Annotated in this window: 18 protein-coding genes; 14 read left to right on the forward strand and 4 right to left on the reverse strand. The window is 71.4% G+C overall.

Annotated elements, in window-relative coordinates:
• The first annotated feature begins 19 nt into the window (after nucleotides 1-19).
• The 9 genes from ABT299_RS44175 to ABT299_RS44215 all read left to right on the forward strand — a co-directional run bounded on the left by ABT299_RS44175 (nucleotide 20) and on the right by ABT299_RS44215 (nucleotide 6,204).
• On the forward strand, nucleotides 20-724 hold the full coding sequence (locus tag ABT299_RS44175) for an LmeA family phospholipid-binding protein (protein WP_190856794.1): 705 nt from the start codon (nucleotides 20-22) through the stop codon (nucleotides 722-724).
• 31 nt (nucleotides 725-755) lie between these two features.
• The gene (locus ABT299_RS44180) at nucleotides 756-1,286 is read left to right on the forward strand and encodes a sigma-70 family RNA polymerase sigma factor (RefSeq protein WP_387031801.1); all 531 of its coding nucleotides are present in this window, start codon (nucleotides 756-758) and stop codon (nucleotides 1,284-1,286) included.
• Nucleotides 1,283-2,068, forward strand: a complete 786-nt coding sequence (locus tag ABT299_RS44185; protein WP_500254437.1) for a zf-HC2 domain-containing protein — start codon at nucleotides 1,283-1,285, stop codon at nucleotides 2,066-2,068. Before ABT299_RS44180 ends, ABT299_RS44185 begins: the two co-directional genes overlap by 4 nt.
• 47 nt (nucleotides 2,069-2,115) lie before the next feature.
• Entirely contained in the window at nucleotides 2,116-2,598 is a 483-nt protein-coding gene (locus tag ABT299_RS44190; RefSeq protein ID WP_500254438.1) for a thioredoxin family protein, read from the forward strand.
• Between the two features lie 264 nt (nucleotides 2,599-2,862).
• Nucleotides 2,863-2,928: a putative leader peptide gene (locus ABT299_RS44195; protein ID WP_360761443.1), complete on the forward strand. Its 66-nt coding sequence runs from the start codon at nucleotides 2,863-2,865 to the stop codon at nucleotides 2,926-2,928.
• A gap of 80 nt (nucleotides 2,929-3,008) precedes the next feature.
• Nucleotides 3,009-3,446, forward strand: a complete 438-nt coding sequence (locus ABT299_RS44200; RefSeq protein ID WP_190856791.1) for a DUF4395 domain-containing protein — start codon at nucleotides 3,009-3,011, stop codon at nucleotides 3,444-3,446.
• A complete protein-coding gene (locus ABT299_RS44205; protein WP_190856790.1) occupies nucleotides 3,443-4,282 on the forward strand; it encodes a sulfurtransferase in 840 nt (279 codons plus the stop codon). The genes ABT299_RS44200 and ABT299_RS44205 overlap by 4 nt, the downstream gene beginning before the upstream one ends.
• A gap of 79 nt (nucleotides 4,283-4,361) precedes the next feature.
• Nucleotides 4,362-4,670, forward strand: a complete 309-nt coding sequence (locus ABT299_RS44210) for a DUF1416 domain-containing protein (RefSeq protein WP_151539333.1) — start codon at nucleotides 4,362-4,364, stop codon at nucleotides 4,668-4,670.
• A 232-nt stretch (nucleotides 4,671-4,902) separates the two neighbouring features.
• Nucleotides 4,903-6,204: a hypothetical protein gene (locus tag ABT299_RS44215; protein ID WP_500254439.1), complete on the forward strand. Its 1,302-nt coding sequence runs from the start codon at nucleotides 4,903-4,905 to the stop codon at nucleotides 6,202-6,204.
• Here ABT299_RS44215 and ABT299_RS44220 read toward each other — a convergent pair.
• Genes ABT299_RS44220 through ABT299_RS44230 form a run of 3 tightly spaced genes read right to left on the reverse strand, consistent with a single transcriptional unit; the run spans nucleotide 6,092 to nucleotide 8,072 of the window.
• Nucleotides 6,092-6,703 (reverse strand): hypothetical protein, encoded by a 612-nt coding sequence (locus ABT299_RS44220; RefSeq protein WP_500254440.1) that lies wholly within the window; start codon nucleotides 6,701-6,703, stop codon nucleotides 6,092-6,094. The two genes, ABT299_RS44215 and ABT299_RS44220, sit on opposite strands and share 113 nt — an antisense overlap.
• The gene (locus tag ABT299_RS44225) at nucleotides 6,700-7,296 is read right to left on the reverse strand and encodes a hypothetical protein (protein WP_500254441.1); all 597 of its coding nucleotides are present in this window, start codon (nucleotides 7,294-7,296) and stop codon (nucleotides 6,700-6,702) included. The genes ABT299_RS44220 and ABT299_RS44225 overlap by 4 nt, the downstream gene beginning before the upstream one ends.
• The gene (locus tag ABT299_RS44230; RefSeq protein WP_500254442.1) at nucleotides 7,296-8,072 is read right to left on the reverse strand and encodes a hypothetical protein; all 777 of its coding nucleotides are present in this window, start codon (nucleotides 8,070-8,072) and stop codon (nucleotides 7,296-7,298) included. The genes ABT299_RS44225 and ABT299_RS44230 overlap by 1 nt, the downstream gene beginning before the upstream one ends.
• Nucleotides 8,073-8,167: 95 nt before the next feature.
• Between ABT299_RS44230 and ABT299_RS44235 the strand changes: the two genes are divergently transcribed.
• From ABT299_RS44235 to ABT299_RS44250, 4 genes are all read left to right on the forward strand, one after another.
• The gene (locus tag ABT299_RS44235; RefSeq protein WP_500254443.1) at nucleotides 8,168-9,052 is read left to right on the forward strand and encodes a hypothetical protein; all 885 of its coding nucleotides are present in this window, start codon (nucleotides 8,168-8,170) and stop codon (nucleotides 9,050-9,052) included.
• A 160-nt stretch (nucleotides 9,053-9,212) separates the two neighbouring features.
• Entirely contained in the window at nucleotides 9,213-10,514 is a 1,302-nt protein-coding gene (locus tag ABT299_RS44240) for a S8 family peptidase (RefSeq protein ID WP_500254444.1), read from the forward strand.
• A gap of 212 nt (nucleotides 10,515-10,726) precedes the next feature.
• Entirely contained in the window at nucleotides 10,727-11,353 is a 627-nt protein-coding gene (locus ABT299_RS44245; protein WP_500254448.1) for a transposase family protein, read from the forward strand.
• A gap of 66 nt (nucleotides 11,354-11,419) precedes the next feature.
• Nucleotides 11,420-11,893 carry a hypothetical protein gene (locus ABT299_RS44250; RefSeq protein WP_500254445.1) on the forward strand — a complete coding sequence of 158 codons (474 nt, stop codon included), beginning with the start codon at nucleotides 11,420-11,422 and terminating at the stop codon, nucleotides 11,891-11,893.
• 116 nt (nucleotides 11,894-12,009) lie between these two features.
• Here ABT299_RS44250 and ABT299_RS44255 read toward each other — a convergent pair whose 3' ends face one another.
• Nucleotides 12,010-12,855 (reverse strand): class I SAM-dependent methyltransferase, encoded by an 846-nt coding sequence (locus tag ABT299_RS44255; RefSeq protein WP_500254446.1) that lies wholly within the window; start codon nucleotides 12,853-12,855, stop codon nucleotides 12,010-12,012.
• Nucleotides 12,856-13,293: 438 nt separating this feature from the next.
• Here ABT299_RS44255 and ABT299_RS44260 point away from each other — a divergent pair, with 438 nt between their 5' ends.
• On the forward strand, nucleotides 13,294-14,571 hold the full coding sequence (locus ABT299_RS44260) for an HNH endonuclease signature motif containing protein (RefSeq protein ID WP_500254447.1): 1,278 nt from the start codon (nucleotides 13,294-13,296) through the stop codon (nucleotides 14,569-14,571).
• Nucleotides 14,572-15,490 lie beyond the last annotated feature (919 nt).

The raw sequence follows: 15,490 nt of genomic DNA on the forward strand, positions 1-15,490 counted from the left end.
CGCCGCTCGAGGGAGAGAGATGCGCAAAGCACTGCTGGGGTTGCTGATCGTGGTCGCCGTGGGCCTGGTCGTCGCCGACCGGGTCGGGGTCCGGATCGCGCAGAACCGGATCGGGCAGCAGGTCGCGGCGCAGTACAACCTGCCGCGGCAGCCCGATGTCACGATCCACGGCATCCCGTTCCTGACACAGGTGGTCGGCGGCGAGTACGACCACATCACCGTCGACATCGGCGACTGGACGGAGCAGGGCGTCACCGTCTCCGACGTGACGGTGGACATGCGGGGCCTCAACGCGCCGCTGTCCGACGTGATCAACGGCGACACCACGAACATGACGGCCGACACCGCCGCCGCCTCCGCGATCATCCCCTACGACGTGATCAAGAAGGAGGCCCCGAAGGAGGTCAAGAGCATCGGCCCCAAGGGGAACGACCTCTCGGTGGACCTGACCGGCAGCGTCCTCGGGTTCCAGGTGAACGGCACCGCGGTCGTGTCGGTGAAGCCGACCTCCAAGGGCATCGCGATCACGCCGGAGTCGGTGGGCGAGGGCGCCGCGCAGATGCCGCTGACGCTCGTCCGGCAGCAGCTGACCTGGGTCGTCCCGGTCAGGGACCTGCCCATCGGGGCGCGGATCAGCGGCATCGAGCCGACCGCCGGCGGCCTGAAGGTCACGGCGACCGCCCACGACGTCAACCTGAACGATCTTCAGCAGCAGCAGAAATAGCCGCGGCTCCCGTGAACCGGGACGCGCCCGCATCCGTGACAGGGATGTGGGTCCCACCGCGGATGAGGGTTTGCTGCGCGCCCTGTACAGCGAGCACGGCGGTCCCCTCCTGGGCTACGTCCTGCGGCTGACCGGCGGGGACCGGCTCCAGGCGGAGGACGTCGTGCAGGAGACGCTGCTGCGCGCATGGCGGCATCCGGACGCGCTTGCGGGCCGTCCGGTCCGCCCCTGGCTGTTCACCGTCGCGCGGAACCTCGTGGTGGACGCGCACCGGGCGAAACGGGCGCGGCCCCCGGAGACGGGCATCGACGAGCAGGTGATGGCGACCCTGCCGGGCTCGGACGACATCGACCGGGCGCTGGAGTCCTGGACGGTCGCCGAGGCGCTCGCCGAGCTGACCCCGTCGCACCGGGCCGTGCTCGTGGAGACCTACTACCGCGGCCGGTCGGTCGCCGAGGCCGCCCAGGCGCTCGGCATCCCGGCCGGCACCGTGAAGTCCCGCACCTATTACGCGCTGCGGGCGCTCAAACTCGCATTGGAGGAGCGGGGGTTGGCGCCATGAACGAATGCGCGGACGTGCGCACCGCGCTCGGCGTGTACGTGGTCGGCGCGATCGACCCGGCCGAGCGGGGGCGGGTCGACGCGCACCTGGAGGGCTGCCCGGCGTGCCGGGACGAGCTGGCCGGGCTGGCCGGTCTGCCGGCGCTGCTCGGCCGGGTCGAGGAGGCGCAGCTGGAGCAGGTGGCCGGGCCGGGCCGCGCGGCGGCGCCGGACCCGGAGTTCCTGGACGGGCTGCTGGCCCGCGCGGCCGAACGGCGGAGGGGACGGCTCGGACCGCTGGGGCGGCCGGCCGGCGGGCGGGGCCGCGTCACCCGATGGGCCCCGCTCGCCGCCGCCGCGTGCCTGCTGCTGGTCGCGGGCGCGCTGTTCGGCGGGTTCGTGCTGCCGTCCGGCGACGGCGGCCGCACCGCGTCCCCGCCGGGCGCGTCCCCGCCAGCCGCGTCGGCCCCGCCGGAGCCGGAGCCGACCGTGACCCCGGCGGGCCGGGGCGAGCGGATCACCGCCGTCAACCCCGACAACAAGATCAAGGGCGTCGTCTTCCTCCAGCGCAAGGAGTGGGGCACCCAGGTCGAGCTGTACCTGTCGGGCGTGCCGAAGGGGGAGCACTGCCGGATGATGGTGATCGCCAGGGACGGGCGGCGGGACGCCATCGGCAGCTGGTCCGTCCCCTACGACACCGGCTACGGCGACTACCACGGCTCGACGATGTTCCCGCGCGGCCAGCTCTACTCGTTCGAGATCGTCGGGCTGGACGGGAAGCCGCTGCTCACGATCCCCACGTAGGCTCGCGGTGTGGAAGAAACGCGGTCGCGGGCGGGTTGCCCAAGGTGATGACAGGAGCTCTGGTCGCCCTCGGGGTGCTGCTCGCGGCGACGGTGTTCGGCCTCGTGCGGCGGCGCCGTGACGGCGTGCTGCGCGCCGTGCCGGGCGCCGGCGGCGCCACCCGGGACGGGCGGAAGGACGGCGACGGCCAGGTGGACGAGCAGGTGGGCGAGCAGGCCGGCGAGACCCTGCGGCCCGACGAGCTGGGCGCCGAACTCGGCGCGAAGGCCACGCTCGTGCAGTTCTCCAGCGCGTTCTGCGCGCCCTGCCGCACGACCCGGCGCGTCCTCGGCGAGGTCGCCGGGATGGTGGACGGCGTCGCGCACGTGGAACTGGACGCCGAGGCGCACCTGGAGCTGGTGCGCCGGCTGCACGTGGTGCGGACGCCGACGGTCCTCGTCCTGGACGGGGCGGGGCGGATCGTCCGGCGCGCCGCCGGGGCGCCCCGCAAGGCCGACGTGATCGCCGCCCTCGGCGTCGCGATCCCGTGACCGAGCCCGGTGACCGAGCCCGCTGAGCGCGCCGGACGAGTGAGCCCGGCGGGCGCGGTCCGGTGACCGGGGAGCCGTGCCCGGAAGGCCTCCGGGCGGGTCCGTCACGGTGCTGTCAAGACCCGGAGGCGGCCGATCAACCTGTGAGCCGTACCCCGATGACCTGGGATAAGACACATGTCACTGTCTCGGAAGGCGAGACGGATGTGACAGGGCGTGGATTGTCGGCTTAACATCGTGTCCGTGCGTTACTGGACAGAGCAGATGCTCACGAAGCGCCGCGCGGTCGACTTCTGCCGCGTGGCCGCCTCGCTCTGTCGCACGGCCTGAGGCATCGAGCCCATCCGCCCCCGAGCTCTTCCGATTTCCACGCTCGTACGCACGCTTCCTCTCCGCCATGGAGCACCCCGATGCAGGTTGATCCGCGTGGGCCGCGCTTCGGCGCCTCGGTCACGACGGTCGTTCTCGTCGCGGTCCTGGTGACCGGAAGCTGGGCACTGCTCGCCGCTCAGGCCGTCGTGTTCGCCATCGGCGCGTTCCTCGGCCTCCGGTACGCCCCGTACGGGCTGGTGTTCAAAGCGCTGATCCGCCCCCGGCTCGCTCCTCCCGCGGAACTGGAGGACGAGGCCCCGCCCCGCTTCGCGCAGGGCGTCGGGTTCGTCTTCGCCGCGGTGGGGACGGTCGGATACGGGACGGGGATCACCTGGCTCGGCATCGGTGCCACCGCCCTCGCGCTGGCGGCGGCGTTCCTGAACGCGGCGTTCGGGTTCTGCCTCGGCTGCGAGATTTATCCGCTCTTCCGACGTATCACCGCGAAGATTCGCTCCGACAGGGAGGTTCCCGCATGAGCCGCTCCGACGTCCTGGTGGACACCGAATGGGTCGAGGCCCACCTGGACGACCCGGGCCTGGTCCTGGTCGAGGTGGACGAGGACGTGTCCGCCTACGACAAGGGCCACATCCGTGGCGCCGTCAAGATCGACTGGAAGACCGAGCTGCAGGACCCGGTGCGCCGCGACTTCGTGGACAAGACCGGCTTCGAGCAGCTGCTGTCCGGCAAGGGCATCGCCAACGACGACCTGGTGATCCTCTACGGCGGCAACAACAACTGGTTCGCCGCGTACGCGTACTGGTACTTCAAGCTGTACGGGCACGACAAGGTGAAGCTGCTCGACGGCGGCCGCAAGAAGTGGGAGCTGGACTCCCGCGAGCTGGTCGAGGACGTCCCGTCGCGTCCGCGCACCGACTACAAGGCCAAGGAGCAGGACCTCACGATCCGCGCCTTCCGCGACGAGGTCGTCGACGCGATCGGCAGCAAGAACCTGATCGACGTCCGGTCCCCGGACGAGTTCAGCGGCAAGCTGCTCGCCCCGGCGCACCTGCCGCAGGAGCAGTCGCAGCGGGCCGGCCACGTGCCGACCGCGCGCAGCATCCCGTGGTCGAAGGCGGCCAACGACGACGGCACGTTCAAGTCCGACGACGAGCTCCGCGAGCTGTACACCGAGGCCGGCGTCGACCTGAGCAAGGACACGATCGCCTACTGCCGCATCGGCGAGCGCTCGTCCCACACCTGGTTCGCGCTGCGCGAGCTCCTCGGCCTGCCGAACGTGAAGAACTACGACGGTTCGTGGACCGAGTACGGCTCGCTGGTCGGCGTGCCGATCGAGCTCGGCGAGCCCAAGTAGCACCCGAGTAACACCCCGCACGACACCCCACCGCCGCCGGCGGAACGAATCTTTCCGTGTGCACGGAGATGGAGGAGCAATGACCCAGGGCTGCGCAGCGCCGGAGCAGACGGCGCACCTTCCCGCGACCGTCGACCTGACCAACGAGGCCGTGATCCAGGGCACCGTCACCCGTGACGGCGCTCCCGTGTCCAGCGCGTACGCGCGACTGCTCGACTCGACCGGCGAGTTCACCGCCGAGGTCGTCACCGGTGACGAGGGCGTGTTCCGCTTCTTCGCCGCCGACGGCGACTGGACGGTGCGGGTGCTGGCCGCGGGCGGGGTGAGCGTCGACAACGCGGTCACCGCCAAGACCGGCGAGGTCGCCGCGCTCCAGGTGGCCATCTGACCCACCGCGCGCCCGCTCGGGGGACGACCCCGGGCGGGCAGCGGCCAGGTCCGGCCTGAACCTCCGAACCCCGCCGTCCCGGTCCGTCCGGGGCGGCGGGGTTCGCCGTTTCCCGGCCGCCGCCTGGGACGGTCGCCGCAGCCGCGGGGCGGCCGGTGTCCTGGGGAGGCCGGTGTCCTGGGGAGGCCGGTGACCTGGGGCGGCCGGTGGCCTGCGGAGTAGCATCGGCGCGATGTTCGCACTGTCGGGTCGGTCGCCGCTGCTGCTGCCGTGGGCCGCGCTCAAGCTCGCGGGACGGTTCGTCCTGCCGCTGACGCTGTGGTTCACCGCCGGTCGGCTGCTGCGGTACGGCGCGCTGTACGGCGGGTACCGGCTCGGCGCGATGAAGGGCACCGCCGCGACGGTCGCGCCGCTCGTCACCGTCGGCCTGCTGGTGGTGATCACTCTGGCGACGGCGGTGCTGATGGTGCACTGCGTCCGCGAGGGCCTGGACGTCGTGCACGCCCGCGCGGCGGACGGCGACCTGACGCCGTGGGCCGTCGGGAACGACGAGTCGGTGGTCGGCGCGATGGCGCGGGCCGCGCTCCCGTTCGTGATCTTCTACCTGGCGTGGGGGATGCAGACCGACGACGCCCGCGAGTTCGCCGACATGGCGGCGAGCCGCGGCTTCGCCGAGGGCGGCTTCCAGGGGCAGCTCAAGGGCATGGGAATGCTGATCTCGCTGGAGAAGCACGTCGTGCTCGCCGTCGGGATCACCGCGGGGTTCTTCGTGGTCAAGACGGCGGTGGAGTGGCTGCTGGAGGAGCGGCTCGGCCGCTCGGCGGGCGCGCTGATGGCCTTCCTGGAGATCAACTTCACGCTGTTCGGCATCTTCACGATCGACCACCTGCGCGGCGACGCGGCCGGCTGGATCACCGGGCGGCGGGCCTGGCAGTGGATCGACGGCGCCGCCGGACCCGTCCTGGACCTGTGGCCGCCGTTCAAGGACGCGGTGCTCGGCGCGCTGATCTGGCTGGTCATCGCCGGGGTGATCCTCGGCCTGGACGCGGGCGACGAGCGGGTCGTGCTCGGCCGCGGGCGGGTCGCGCGGCGGCTCGCGGCGGCCGGCGGGATCGAGCGGCAGGGCAGCGTCCGGGAGGTGCTGACCCGCGGGTTCCGGGAGATGTGGCTGCCCGCCTGGTACGGGCTGCGGCTCGTCCGCCGGTCCGGGATGATGCCGTTCACGGTGTTCTGCCTGCTGTTCTCCGCGCTGGACGTGGGCCGGGACGCGTCCCGCCGCTGGGTGTACGAACTGCTCGGCCCGCACGAGGTGACGTGGTGGATGCCGCGGCTGCCGCTGGTGGACTTCGGGACGGGCCTGGTCTTCGAGATCCTCCGGATCTGCCTGCTCGCCGCCGCGTTCAACCTGGTGATGGCGCGGGTCACGGCGCGAAACGCAGCGAAGGCAGTGGCGTCCCCTGCTTCCGCGACGCCTTCGGCGCCTGCACCCGCAGCGCCAGGGCCACCGCCACCGTACGGGGCACCGTCCCTCTGACGGTGACGCGGCCGACGGTGCCCGGCCGTGCCGTCCCGGCGGCGAGGCCGGTCGCCGACCAGCTGCGGCCGTCGCCGTCGGTGAAGGTGTAGACGATCCCGTAGGAGCCGACCGCCTTCGCGGCGGCCGCGTCGTCCGGCCGGACGGCCAGCACCACCTGCAGCTCCGTGACGGTGCCGTCCTTCGGCTTCGTGCCGAACGACGGCGGCGCGGCGGTCTGCCGTGCGACCACCTTCCACCGCGCGCCCACCAGCGTGCCGGTCGCGCCGCGCGGAACGTCCGTCACCTTCTCCGGCGGTTTCAGGTTCTTCTCGACGCTGTCGGTCTCGTCCATCCATTTCAGGACGAGGAGGGCGGGCAGCAGCGCGGTCAGCGCGAGCGCCTGGATGACGCGCCGGTCGCGGGGACGGAGCCGCGAGCGCGGCCGCGCGGGGATCGCGGGCAGGTCGGGGTTCGTGCGCTGCGGGTCGTCGAACCCGGAACCGGCCGCGGTCGTCACGAGGCCGCCTCCGGGTCGAAGCGGTCGACGGCGCCGCGGAGCAGCGCCCGCGCCCGGTCCGCGTCGATCCCGAGGTCGATGTCGGCGGCGGCGGACAGCTGGGGCAGCAGCCCGCCCGTCCCGACGACGAGATGCGCGCCGCGCAGGCGGTCCTTCGGCAGCTCGAATAGCAGCGTCCCCGGCGCCCAGATCATCGGCTGCATGTCCGGGACGGTGCTCGTCGTCCCGGACCGCGGGTCGTACCGGTAGCCGTAGCCGCCGGGCGTCTCCAGCACCGCGGTGCCGAGGCGGAGCGGCTCGCGCTCGCTCCTCGCCCGGATCCGCACCGCGAGGTAGACGCCGTCGGTGCCGATCGCCGGCTCGTTCCCGAAACTCAGACCGGGCGCCAGCGACCGCGCCGCCTGCACGCCGTCGACGCGGACGCTGAACATGCGATTGGAGACGGTCTGCCCGATCTTCCCGTCGTTGCGGAGCGGGTCCATCTCCTTGGCGTCCACCTTCGGCCGCATCGTGTGCACCCACATCGCCGCGACGAGCAGGCCCGTCCCGACGACACCGGCACCGCCGCGCACCAGCAGTTCGCGCCCGTCCATCAGGGGCTCGCGGTCGGCCGGGGCCGCTGCGGCCGGGTGGTCCGCACGGTCGGACGCGCCGCGCCGGACGTCGGGCGGGCGGCCCGGGTCGGACGTGCCGCCCGCGTCGGGAACAGCGTCGGGGACGGCGCGGGCGACACCGGGGTCGCGGCGGCCGCGACCGGGAGGGTCATCTTCGCGGCGAGCGCACCGTCCTCGGTGTCGGGCAGCCAGTTGTAACTGACGTCGGTGAACCCCGTCCGGTACTCCCACTTCCGAAGGCCGACGGTGAACCGGCGCGGCGCGTCCGCCGGTCCCGCCTTCCACATCGCGGACGCCTCGACGGGCAGGCCCGGCTGCACCGAGTCCGTCTTCGCGCCGCCCGCGACACCCTCGACCTGGTCGGGCTCCAGCCACTTGCCGGCCTTGGTGCGCGCGGCCAGACCGTCCTTCAGGCCGCCGTCGCCGAGCGACTCGGTCTCCTTGCCGTTGTTGACGACCCGCATCCGGACGATCAGGTACCGCTTCGGAGCCGTGTCGAACGCGCCCTTCACCAGGCCGAGCCGCGCGTCCCGGACCGTCAGCGTGAACAGGCCGACGTCCAGCGCCCTGCCCGGCCTCTCGACGGGCTGCTTCGGCGCCTCCTCGAAACCGCCCGCGACCCACGTCACCGCCGCGACGGCGGCGACCGCGCACACCACGGCGACGGGGACCAGCCGGCGCCTCGCGGAGGCGCGGTCCCCGCTTTCGCCGGACAGCTCCCCCGGAGGCGGGGGGATGGGGGCGGTGGAGTGCACGCGCCGAATGCTAGTACGGCGACCGTTGAGTCCTTAAGGTCGCGGATGACCTGGCTCGGGGCCTTCCGGAGAGCGCCGGGGACTACGCTTCCAGCGTGACGGAGATCATCGACTATGGGCGGTTCGCGGAACGGCTCGCCGCGCCGCGCCCGCGCTGGGACCTGCTGCGCGAATTCCAGGACGAATGGGGCTACACGGTGCCCGCCGGAGTCGACCCGTGGCCGAAGTGGTCGGAGACCGAGCACCGCGCCTACGTCCGCACGCTCCACGAGGAATGGACCGGCGAGGAGGAGGACCCCTTCGAGGGCGTCGACCGGACGCTGCCGATCCCGAAGGCGCTGGACGAATGGTGGGACCTGCCGTTCAACTCCTTCACGTACTCGTCCCGGCTGTACTGGACGAACCCCGAGTACCCGCCGACGCTGCGGCCCGACCCGTCCGGGTACGGCGTCTCGGAGGGCCTGCCGGAGCCGAACCCGTTCGTCGGACCCGGCGATGACCTGCGGCTCTGCTGCTTCATGGCCGAGTACGAGTACTGCAACGAGTGGGCCTACCTCGCGTCCGAAGCCGGCCACGACGACCCGCGCGTGCTCGTCAGCGTCGGCGAGGACGGGTGGGTCCCGCAGGCCCGGTCGATCTCCGAGTTCTTCGTGCTGCTCGCCGCCGTCCGGCTGCCGTCCCACTTCGGCTGGTCCGTCCAGCTCGGCGACGACGACTTCCCCGACGACCCCCCGGTGCGGGAGCGCATCGAGGCGGCCTACCGGCCGATGGGCTTCCAGAACTGGCGGGAGCTCGGCGCCGACACCGCCCTGTTCGGCGGCCCCGACGTGATCGTCCGGCACGACACCGGCATGGCGGACTACGCCGTCGAGATCAGCGGCCGCAGCCGGGACGCCCTCGCCGCCACCGCCCGGACCCTCGGCTGGACGTGGGACGAGGATCTCGTGGAGCCGCCGAGCAAGGACGAGGAGTCCCAGTGAAGCGGCGAGCCTCGTGGAAGCGCGGGGAGGCCGCGTGAGGGCGGAGAGCCTTGCCGCTGAAAGGAGGCGGACCCGCGCGTCCCGATGAGGACGGGAGGCCGGGTGACGGCGGCGAATCGTCTAGAGTCATGGCGTTCGCACGGTTTCAGGAGAGATGGGAATGCGCGGAGCGGGACTCGTGGCCGGCGCCACCGGCCTGGCCCTGACCACGGCGCTCGTGTTCGCCCCGGTCGCGTCCGCCGCCCCCGGCGACCGGCCGCAGGCGGCGCCGACCACCAAGCCGCCGGCCACCAGGAAGCCGACGCCGACCAAGTCGCCGGAGCGCAAGCAGCAGCAGGCCCCGTCCGGCGGCCAGTGCAACAAGCCGAGCGGCCAGCCCGCCTCGGCGATCACCCAGCAGCCCTGGGCGCAGCGGCGGCTGGACTTCGAGCAGGCGTGGTCGATCACCCGCGGCGCCGGCGTGACCGTCGCCGTCGTCGACAGCGGCATCGAGGCCGCCCACCCGCAGCTCAAGGGCAAGATCGTCGGCAGTTTCGACGCGACGGGCACCACGCCCACCGACTGCTACGGGCACGGCACCCAGGTCTCCGGCATCATCGCCGGGTCCGACATGCGCCGCCGCAACGTCCCGTTCGTCGGGGTCGCGCCGCAGGTCAAGCTGCTCGACGCCAAGTTCACCACGGGTGAGAGCACCGACGACAACACCCTGCTGCCGAAGGCGATCAAGTGGGCCGCCGAGCACGGCGCCAAGGTCATCAACGTCTCGGCGCGCGCCCCCGACACCACGCTCCTGCAGCAGGCCGTCAAGGTTGCGCAGCAGCACGACGTGCTGATCGTCGCCGCGGCGGGCAACGTCGACAAGGACGAGCGCGGCAAGGAGAGCGCGGGCTACCCGGCCAACTATCCGGGCGTCCTGTCGGTCGCCGCGGTGGACCAGAACGGCACGATCTCCGACTTCTCCAACCACAAGACGCGCATCGACGTGTCCGCGCCGGGCCAGGACATCATCTCGACCGTCGGCACCGGCTACGCGGGCGGCCTGCAGGGCACCAGCTTCAGCGCCCCCTACGCCGCCGGAGTCGCCGCGCTCGTCCGGTCCCGCTTCCCGAAGCTGACGTACCAGCAGGTCATCAACCGGATCCTGATCACCGCCGAAGGCGGCAACGGGCAGGGCAGCGGGTACGGAATGATCAGCCCGATGCAGGCGGTGTCCGCCGTGCTGGACCCGAACGCCGAGCCCGGGCAGACGTCCGCCGCCCGCCCGCTGAGCAGCCCCGTCCCCATCGCGCACGCCGCGCCCGTCGACCACCGCACCCGGAACATCGGGCTCGGTATCGCCGGTGGCGCGCTCGGTCTCACCGTCCTCGTCGCCTTCGGCGGGGCCGTCATTCCGATGGGCCGCCGCCGAGGCTGGAAGCCGGGCCGCGTCCCCGCCCTCCCGACAGGCGAAGACCGCCACTGATCGCGGTAGCGTTTTTGGTTTTCTCCGCTCTAAGCATTTTGGAAGTTCTTGCGACGGGGCGGTGCTCTCCAAGGCCGATAGGAGATCCGCCCCCCCCGGGTCGCGCCACCCCACCACCCCCGGGGTCTCGGCATAGTGGCGTAATGGCTTGTTTGTGACCGGGTGTCTGGTTCGCTCACCGGGACGCGGTGCAGGGACGGTTCAAAGATCATGTGGGTGTCGAATCCAGTGACCGCGCGCTACTGTCGGGCCAGTGCCCAGGCCTGGCGGAGTACCTGGAACAGGTGCCGGACCCGCGGGATCGGCGCGGCGTCCGCCACAGCCTGCCGTCGTTGTTAATGGCGGCCGCGGCGGCGGTGCTGGCCGGAGCGACATCGATCACCGCGGTCGGCGAATGGGGCGCGGACGCGCCGCCGCAGGTCCTGGCCGCTCTGGGCGTCCGCCGTGATCCGCTGACCCGGCAGTTCGCGCCGCCCGGCGAGGCCACCATCCGGCGCGTTCTGGAAGCAACAGACGCCAGTGCGCTGGATGCTGCCGTCGGGCCTGGCTGGATGCGCGGCTGCGGGCCGTCGGCCAGGCAGCAGGACACGCGCGGCGCCCTCGGCGGGCAGTCGCGGTGGACGGCAAGGCGGTGCGGGGCACCCGTCATGCCAGCGGGGGCGGCCGGCCGGTGCACCTGCCGGCCGCCCTCGATCAGCGCTGTGGTGTTGTGCTCGCCAGGTCGGCGTGGAGGGCAAGACCAACGAGATCACCCGGTTCGCGCCGCTGCTGGAGCCGCTGGACCTGGCCGGGTGCCGACGCGCTACACACCCAGCGCGAGCACGCCGAGTTCCTTGTGACCTGCAAGGGGGCCCATTACATCCTGGTGGTCAAGAAGAACCAGCCGGGCCTGTACGCCCACGTCAATGCCCTGGCGGCGCATCCCGGTCGCCGCCCGCCAGCACAACCGGGACCATGGCCGCCAGGAGCATCGCACCCTCAAGGCCGCGGCCGTCGCCGCCGGGCTCGGCTTCCCGCACGCCGCCCAGGCCATCTGCCTGACCCGCCAGATCCGGCCGCTGGACGACGGGAAGCGGCGGACCGCCACCGTCTACGCCATCACCAGCCTGGACGCCCACCGGGCAACCCCCGCCCAGCTCGCCGCCTGGATCCGCGGCCACTGGCAGATCGAGGCCCTGCACCACGTCCGCGACGTCGGCTACGGCGAAGACGCCTCCCAGATCCGCACCGGCAGCGGACCCCGGGCCATGTCCACCCTGTGCAACCTGGCCATCGGCATCTTGAAAAAGGCCGGGCACACCGGCATCGCCGCCGCTTGCCGCTACCACGCCCGGGACGCCACCCGGACTCTCGAAACCCTCGGACTGCGCCCAGCATGAATAGAACGGACATGACGCGACAACGCCGATGCCCTGGAGGTTGCTGTACCCCTCTGCCGTACCTTCACCGCCTGGCCCTCGAAGAGGGTGAAGTTGCCGGACGTGGCTGCGTTCGCTCAGGTGACCCGCGCGGCCACCAGGGTCTCGAAGCTATAGGGCCGCAGGCCATCGGTACGGCCGGCGAAGTACCGCTGCTGGAGGTCTGCACGTGCGGGATGGTCCACGACCTTTAGCCCGCACCGGCTGATCAGCCTCTCGATCTCGATGACCGGCCAGCCGGGCTGAAGAGGCTCGCCGGCAGAAGCCGCGATCGGCGTGTAGATCCGGGTGAATTGCGTCCCCAGGTCGTCCAGCACACAGTCCTCGGCCCGATAGGAGAACACCACCTCAGACCCGGGAGCAGCCGCCGCGATCGTCCGCAACGTCGACTCGATCGCCTGTGCCGTCAGATAGGGAGCGACACCCGTCCAGCAGAACATCGCCGGCTGCGCCCAGTCGAACCCGGCCGCGCCCAGAACATCCTGAAGCGGTTCGGCCTCGAAATCAACCGGCACGAACACCTGCGAGTCGCTGAGCGGCAGGCCGAGCTCCCTGACCCGCTGGAGCTTCCAGGCCTGGGAAGCAGGATGATCAACCTCGAACACCGTCAGCGAGCCGAGCAGATCCGGCTGCCGCCACGCGAACGAGTCAAGCCCCGCGCCAAGAATCACGTACTGCGTGAAGGCGCCGGCAGCCAGCCGGTCCTCGGCGTACCGGCTGCGGGTGCAGACAGCCGCGCGGGACTCGCGACGGACCGGGCCGGGGAACAGCGGATCGAACCGGTCTCGCAGCTCCCGCCATACCGGGCCGACAAGCACCAGGGCCAGCACATCATCCAGTACCCACGGCGACGCCGTCTCCAGGCGAAACAATCCACGCGACACGGCCGCGAACATCGCCGTCCTGCTCGGCCCGCTCTCCATGCATTCCTCCCCGCCGGCCAGAACTCGCGCGCGCCCACTCTGCGCACTTCACAGGATGCGCCTGAAGCGCCCAGACGGCCACAGCCAGATCGCCTGCCGCCACGATCTGCTCGCCATCGGGATCCTCCGAAACGGCCGGGCACACCACCATCACAGCCTCCTTGCAAGCACCACACCCAGGACACCACCAGGACCCTCGAGACCCTCCGACTCGACCCAGCATGAATAAAACGGACATAACGCGACTATGCCGAGGCCTTGCCCACCACCCCCCTTCCGTCAGGTATCAAGGGACGAACTCCCCCTTCCGCGAGGTACGAACATCGATAAAGGCCACGCGGTTCAGCAGCCTTTCCCGCTCGAAAAATACCGGGAAGCATGTGGCCCGAACGGCCTTGAACGGCCTCGAATGTCGGCCACACAGGGTACTATTTACGTATGCAATCAGTGACGGTCGAGCTTGAGGCCGCGTCCACCATAGAACTGGTGAACGCGCTCTCAACCATCGCCACTGAACTCGCATCGCGAGAAGCCCCGGAATCAGCGGCCGCGTGCCTGGAACTCACCGAAACTCTTGTGGCCGCGTGCGATTTGCAGGAAAGCGTCCTCGCCGGATTCATAGGCCGAGTCGACGCCTGCGGGGAGCAGGCCCGGTGGGGATATCCCTCCACCCAGGCATGGCTGCGGTCGCGGCTGGGCATGCGCGATAACCGGGTGAAAGAGCGTCTGGTGCTGGCGCGGCAGCGTCATCGTCTCCCGCAGGTGGCCGAACGCCTCGCCGCCGGGGACCTGTCCTACGGGTACGCCGCCACCGTCGCCGACTCGGTCGCCCGCCTGGACGACACCGACTGCGCCGAGGCCGAGACAATCCTCCTCGGGTTCGTCGAGCAGGGCTTCTCGGCCGGGAAGGTCGCCGCGTTCGGCCGCTGCATCCGCGACCTCATCGCCGAACGCGACGACATCGAAGGCGCCCCTGACGAGGACACCAAGCGGGGCTACGACAAGTCCTGGCTCACGACCACGCGTTCGCTGGACGGCGGCCGGTACGTCAAGGGCTGGCTGAACCCCGAAGACGCCGCGATCTGGGACGGCACGCTCGCTCCGCTGGCCAAGCCGGCCGGACCCGACGACCGCCGAGACCTCCCCGAACGCACCGCAGCAGCGCTGTCGAGCGTCCTGTCGGGTGGACACAAGGCGTCCAAGGTCACCGTGATCTGCGACCTGGAGACGCTGACCGGAGGCAACGCCCCGGCCCGCCTGACCGACGGGACCCCGATTCCCGCCGCCCAGGCCCGCCGCATCGCACTGGCCGCCGGAGTCTCACCCCTCCTGCTCGGACGCGGAAACACCCCGCTCTACCTGGGCTACCGGGAACGATTCGCCTCCGCAGCGCAGCGGCAGGTGCTGGAGACGCTCTACCCCTCGTGCGCGGTACGAGGCTGCGAAGTGCCCGGGACGCTGTGCGAGGTCGACCACGTCCACGGATGGGCGCTTGGGCGATCGCCCACCGACATCGATCAACTCGCCCTCACCTGCGGATGGCACAACCGCTTCAAACACACCAACCCCGACCAGATCCAGATCACCAAGGATCAGGACGGGCGATACGTCTACCGGCTACTCCCACCAGCCGACGCCACAGGATCAGCAACCGGGGCAGGACCACCAGGCAGCATCGGCCCACCTGACAGCCCCGCGCTCGACTGGGCCGCATAGCCGCACCACCCCAGTAACACCGGGCTCGGTCATGCCCTGCGCCGGTCCGCCCGCATCCACACCGATGACGGCGGCCCCCGGCATGCCCACACCACAGCCGACCGCCTCACACCGGCTGCACATATCCCCACCATCAGACAGCCCTTCAGAGACCGCCCCAACCGGCCACTACACCGCTCACCGGACCGACCCGCCCACACCGCCCCCGGACTGGACCGCGTCACCACCCACCCTCGGCAACACCACACCCGGCTACGCCCTGCGCCGGTCCGCCCGCATCCACACCGATGACGGGTGGCCTCGGCGTGCCCGCACCACAGGCGACCTTTCCGCACCGGCTGCGCCTGTCCTCTCCAGATGGCGCTTAGCGGAGGCCCCGGGCCACCCGTTCACGACGCCGCCCTGCAGCATCGGCCAACCCGGCGCCCCCTGGGCTGAGCCGCATCACCGCCCCGTCGCTAGCAACATCAGCGCGCGCCACGCCCTGCGCCGGTGTCCGCCACATCCATTCCGATGACAGGCGAGCCAGTCGGGCCTGCATGCCGCATGCACCCTGACAGCGCGATATCGGGACGACTTGAGTGATACCGCCGCAGTGGTTAACGCCGTATGGCAGCCGCATCGCGCGTTCCCACAGCCCCACGGCCAGAGTGATCGGCAATGCTGTAACAGCCATGGCGTGTTGTGAGCGGTCGATGCCTCCCACGAAGGAAGTTCTGGGCCTTGCCGCCGAGGGATCTGGTGATGGTATTGGGGAACTGCTGGTGCCCTGCCCTCGCCTCCTTGCTGCCCCCTTGGTACCTGACGGAAGGGGGTGGTGGGGTGGCGCGACCCGGGGCGGGGCAGGCGGAGCCTGCCCCCAACACCTGCCCAGGGGCCGCAGAGGCTCCAAAGTCAAGGGTGGACGAAGTCCATCGCG

Source organism: Spirillospora sp. NPDC000708 (assembly GCF_040299565.1).
In the GTDB taxonomy this organism is placed as follows: Bacteria; Actinomycetota; Actinomycetes; order Streptosporangiales; family Streptosporangiaceae; genus Spirillospora.

Excerpts from the sequence above, each read along its gene's own strand:
- ABT299_RS44175 (WP_190856794.1), top strand. The coding sequence starts at position 20 with ATGCGCAAAGCACTGCTGGGGTTGCTGATCGTGGTCGCCGTGGGCCTG.
- ABT299_RS44185 (WP_500254437.1), top strand. The coding sequence starts at position 1,283 with ATGAACGAATGCGCGGACGTGCGCACCGCGCTCGGCGTGTACGTGGTC.
- ABT299_RS44190 (WP_500254438.1), top strand. The coding sequence starts at position 2,116 with ATGACAGGAGCTCTGGTCGCCCTCGGGGTGCTGCTCGCGGCGACGGTG.
- ABT299_RS44200 (WP_190856791.1), top strand. The coding sequence starts at position 3,009 with ATGCAGGTTGATCCGCGTGGGCCGCGCTTCGGCGCCTCGGTCACGACG.
- ABT299_RS44205 (WP_190856790.1), top strand. The coding sequence starts at position 3,443 with ATGAGCCGCTCCGACGTCCTGGTGGACACCGAATGGGTCGAGGCCCAC.
- ABT299_RS44210 (WP_151539333.1), top strand. The coding sequence starts at position 4,362 with ATGACCCAGGGCTGCGCAGCGCCGGAGCAGACGGCGCACCTTCCCGCG.
- ABT299_RS44215 (WP_500254439.1), top strand. The coding sequence starts at position 4,903 with ATGTTCGCACTGTCGGGTCGGTCGCCGCTGCTGCTGCCGTGGGCCGCG.
- ABT299_RS44225 (WP_500254441.1), bottom strand. The coding sequence starts at position 7,296 with ATGGACGGGCGCGAACTGCTGGTGCGCGGCGGTGCCGGTGTCGTCGGG.
- ABT299_RS44240 (WP_500254444.1), top strand. The coding sequence starts at position 9,213 with ATGCGCGGAGCGGGACTCGTGGCCGGCGCCACCGGCCTGGCCCTGACC.
- ABT299_RS44250 (WP_500254445.1), top strand. The coding sequence starts at position 11,420 with ATGCCCTGGCGGCGCATCCCGGTCGCCGCCCGCCAGCACAACCGGGAC.
- ABT299_RS44255 (WP_500254446.1), bottom strand. The coding sequence starts at position 12,855 with ATGGAGAGCGGGCCGAGCAGGACGGCGATGTTCGCGGCCGTGTCGCGT.
- ABT299_RS44260 (WP_500254447.1), top strand. The coding sequence starts at position 13,294 with ATGCAATCAGTGACGGTCGAGCTTGAGGCCGCGTCCACCATAGAACTG.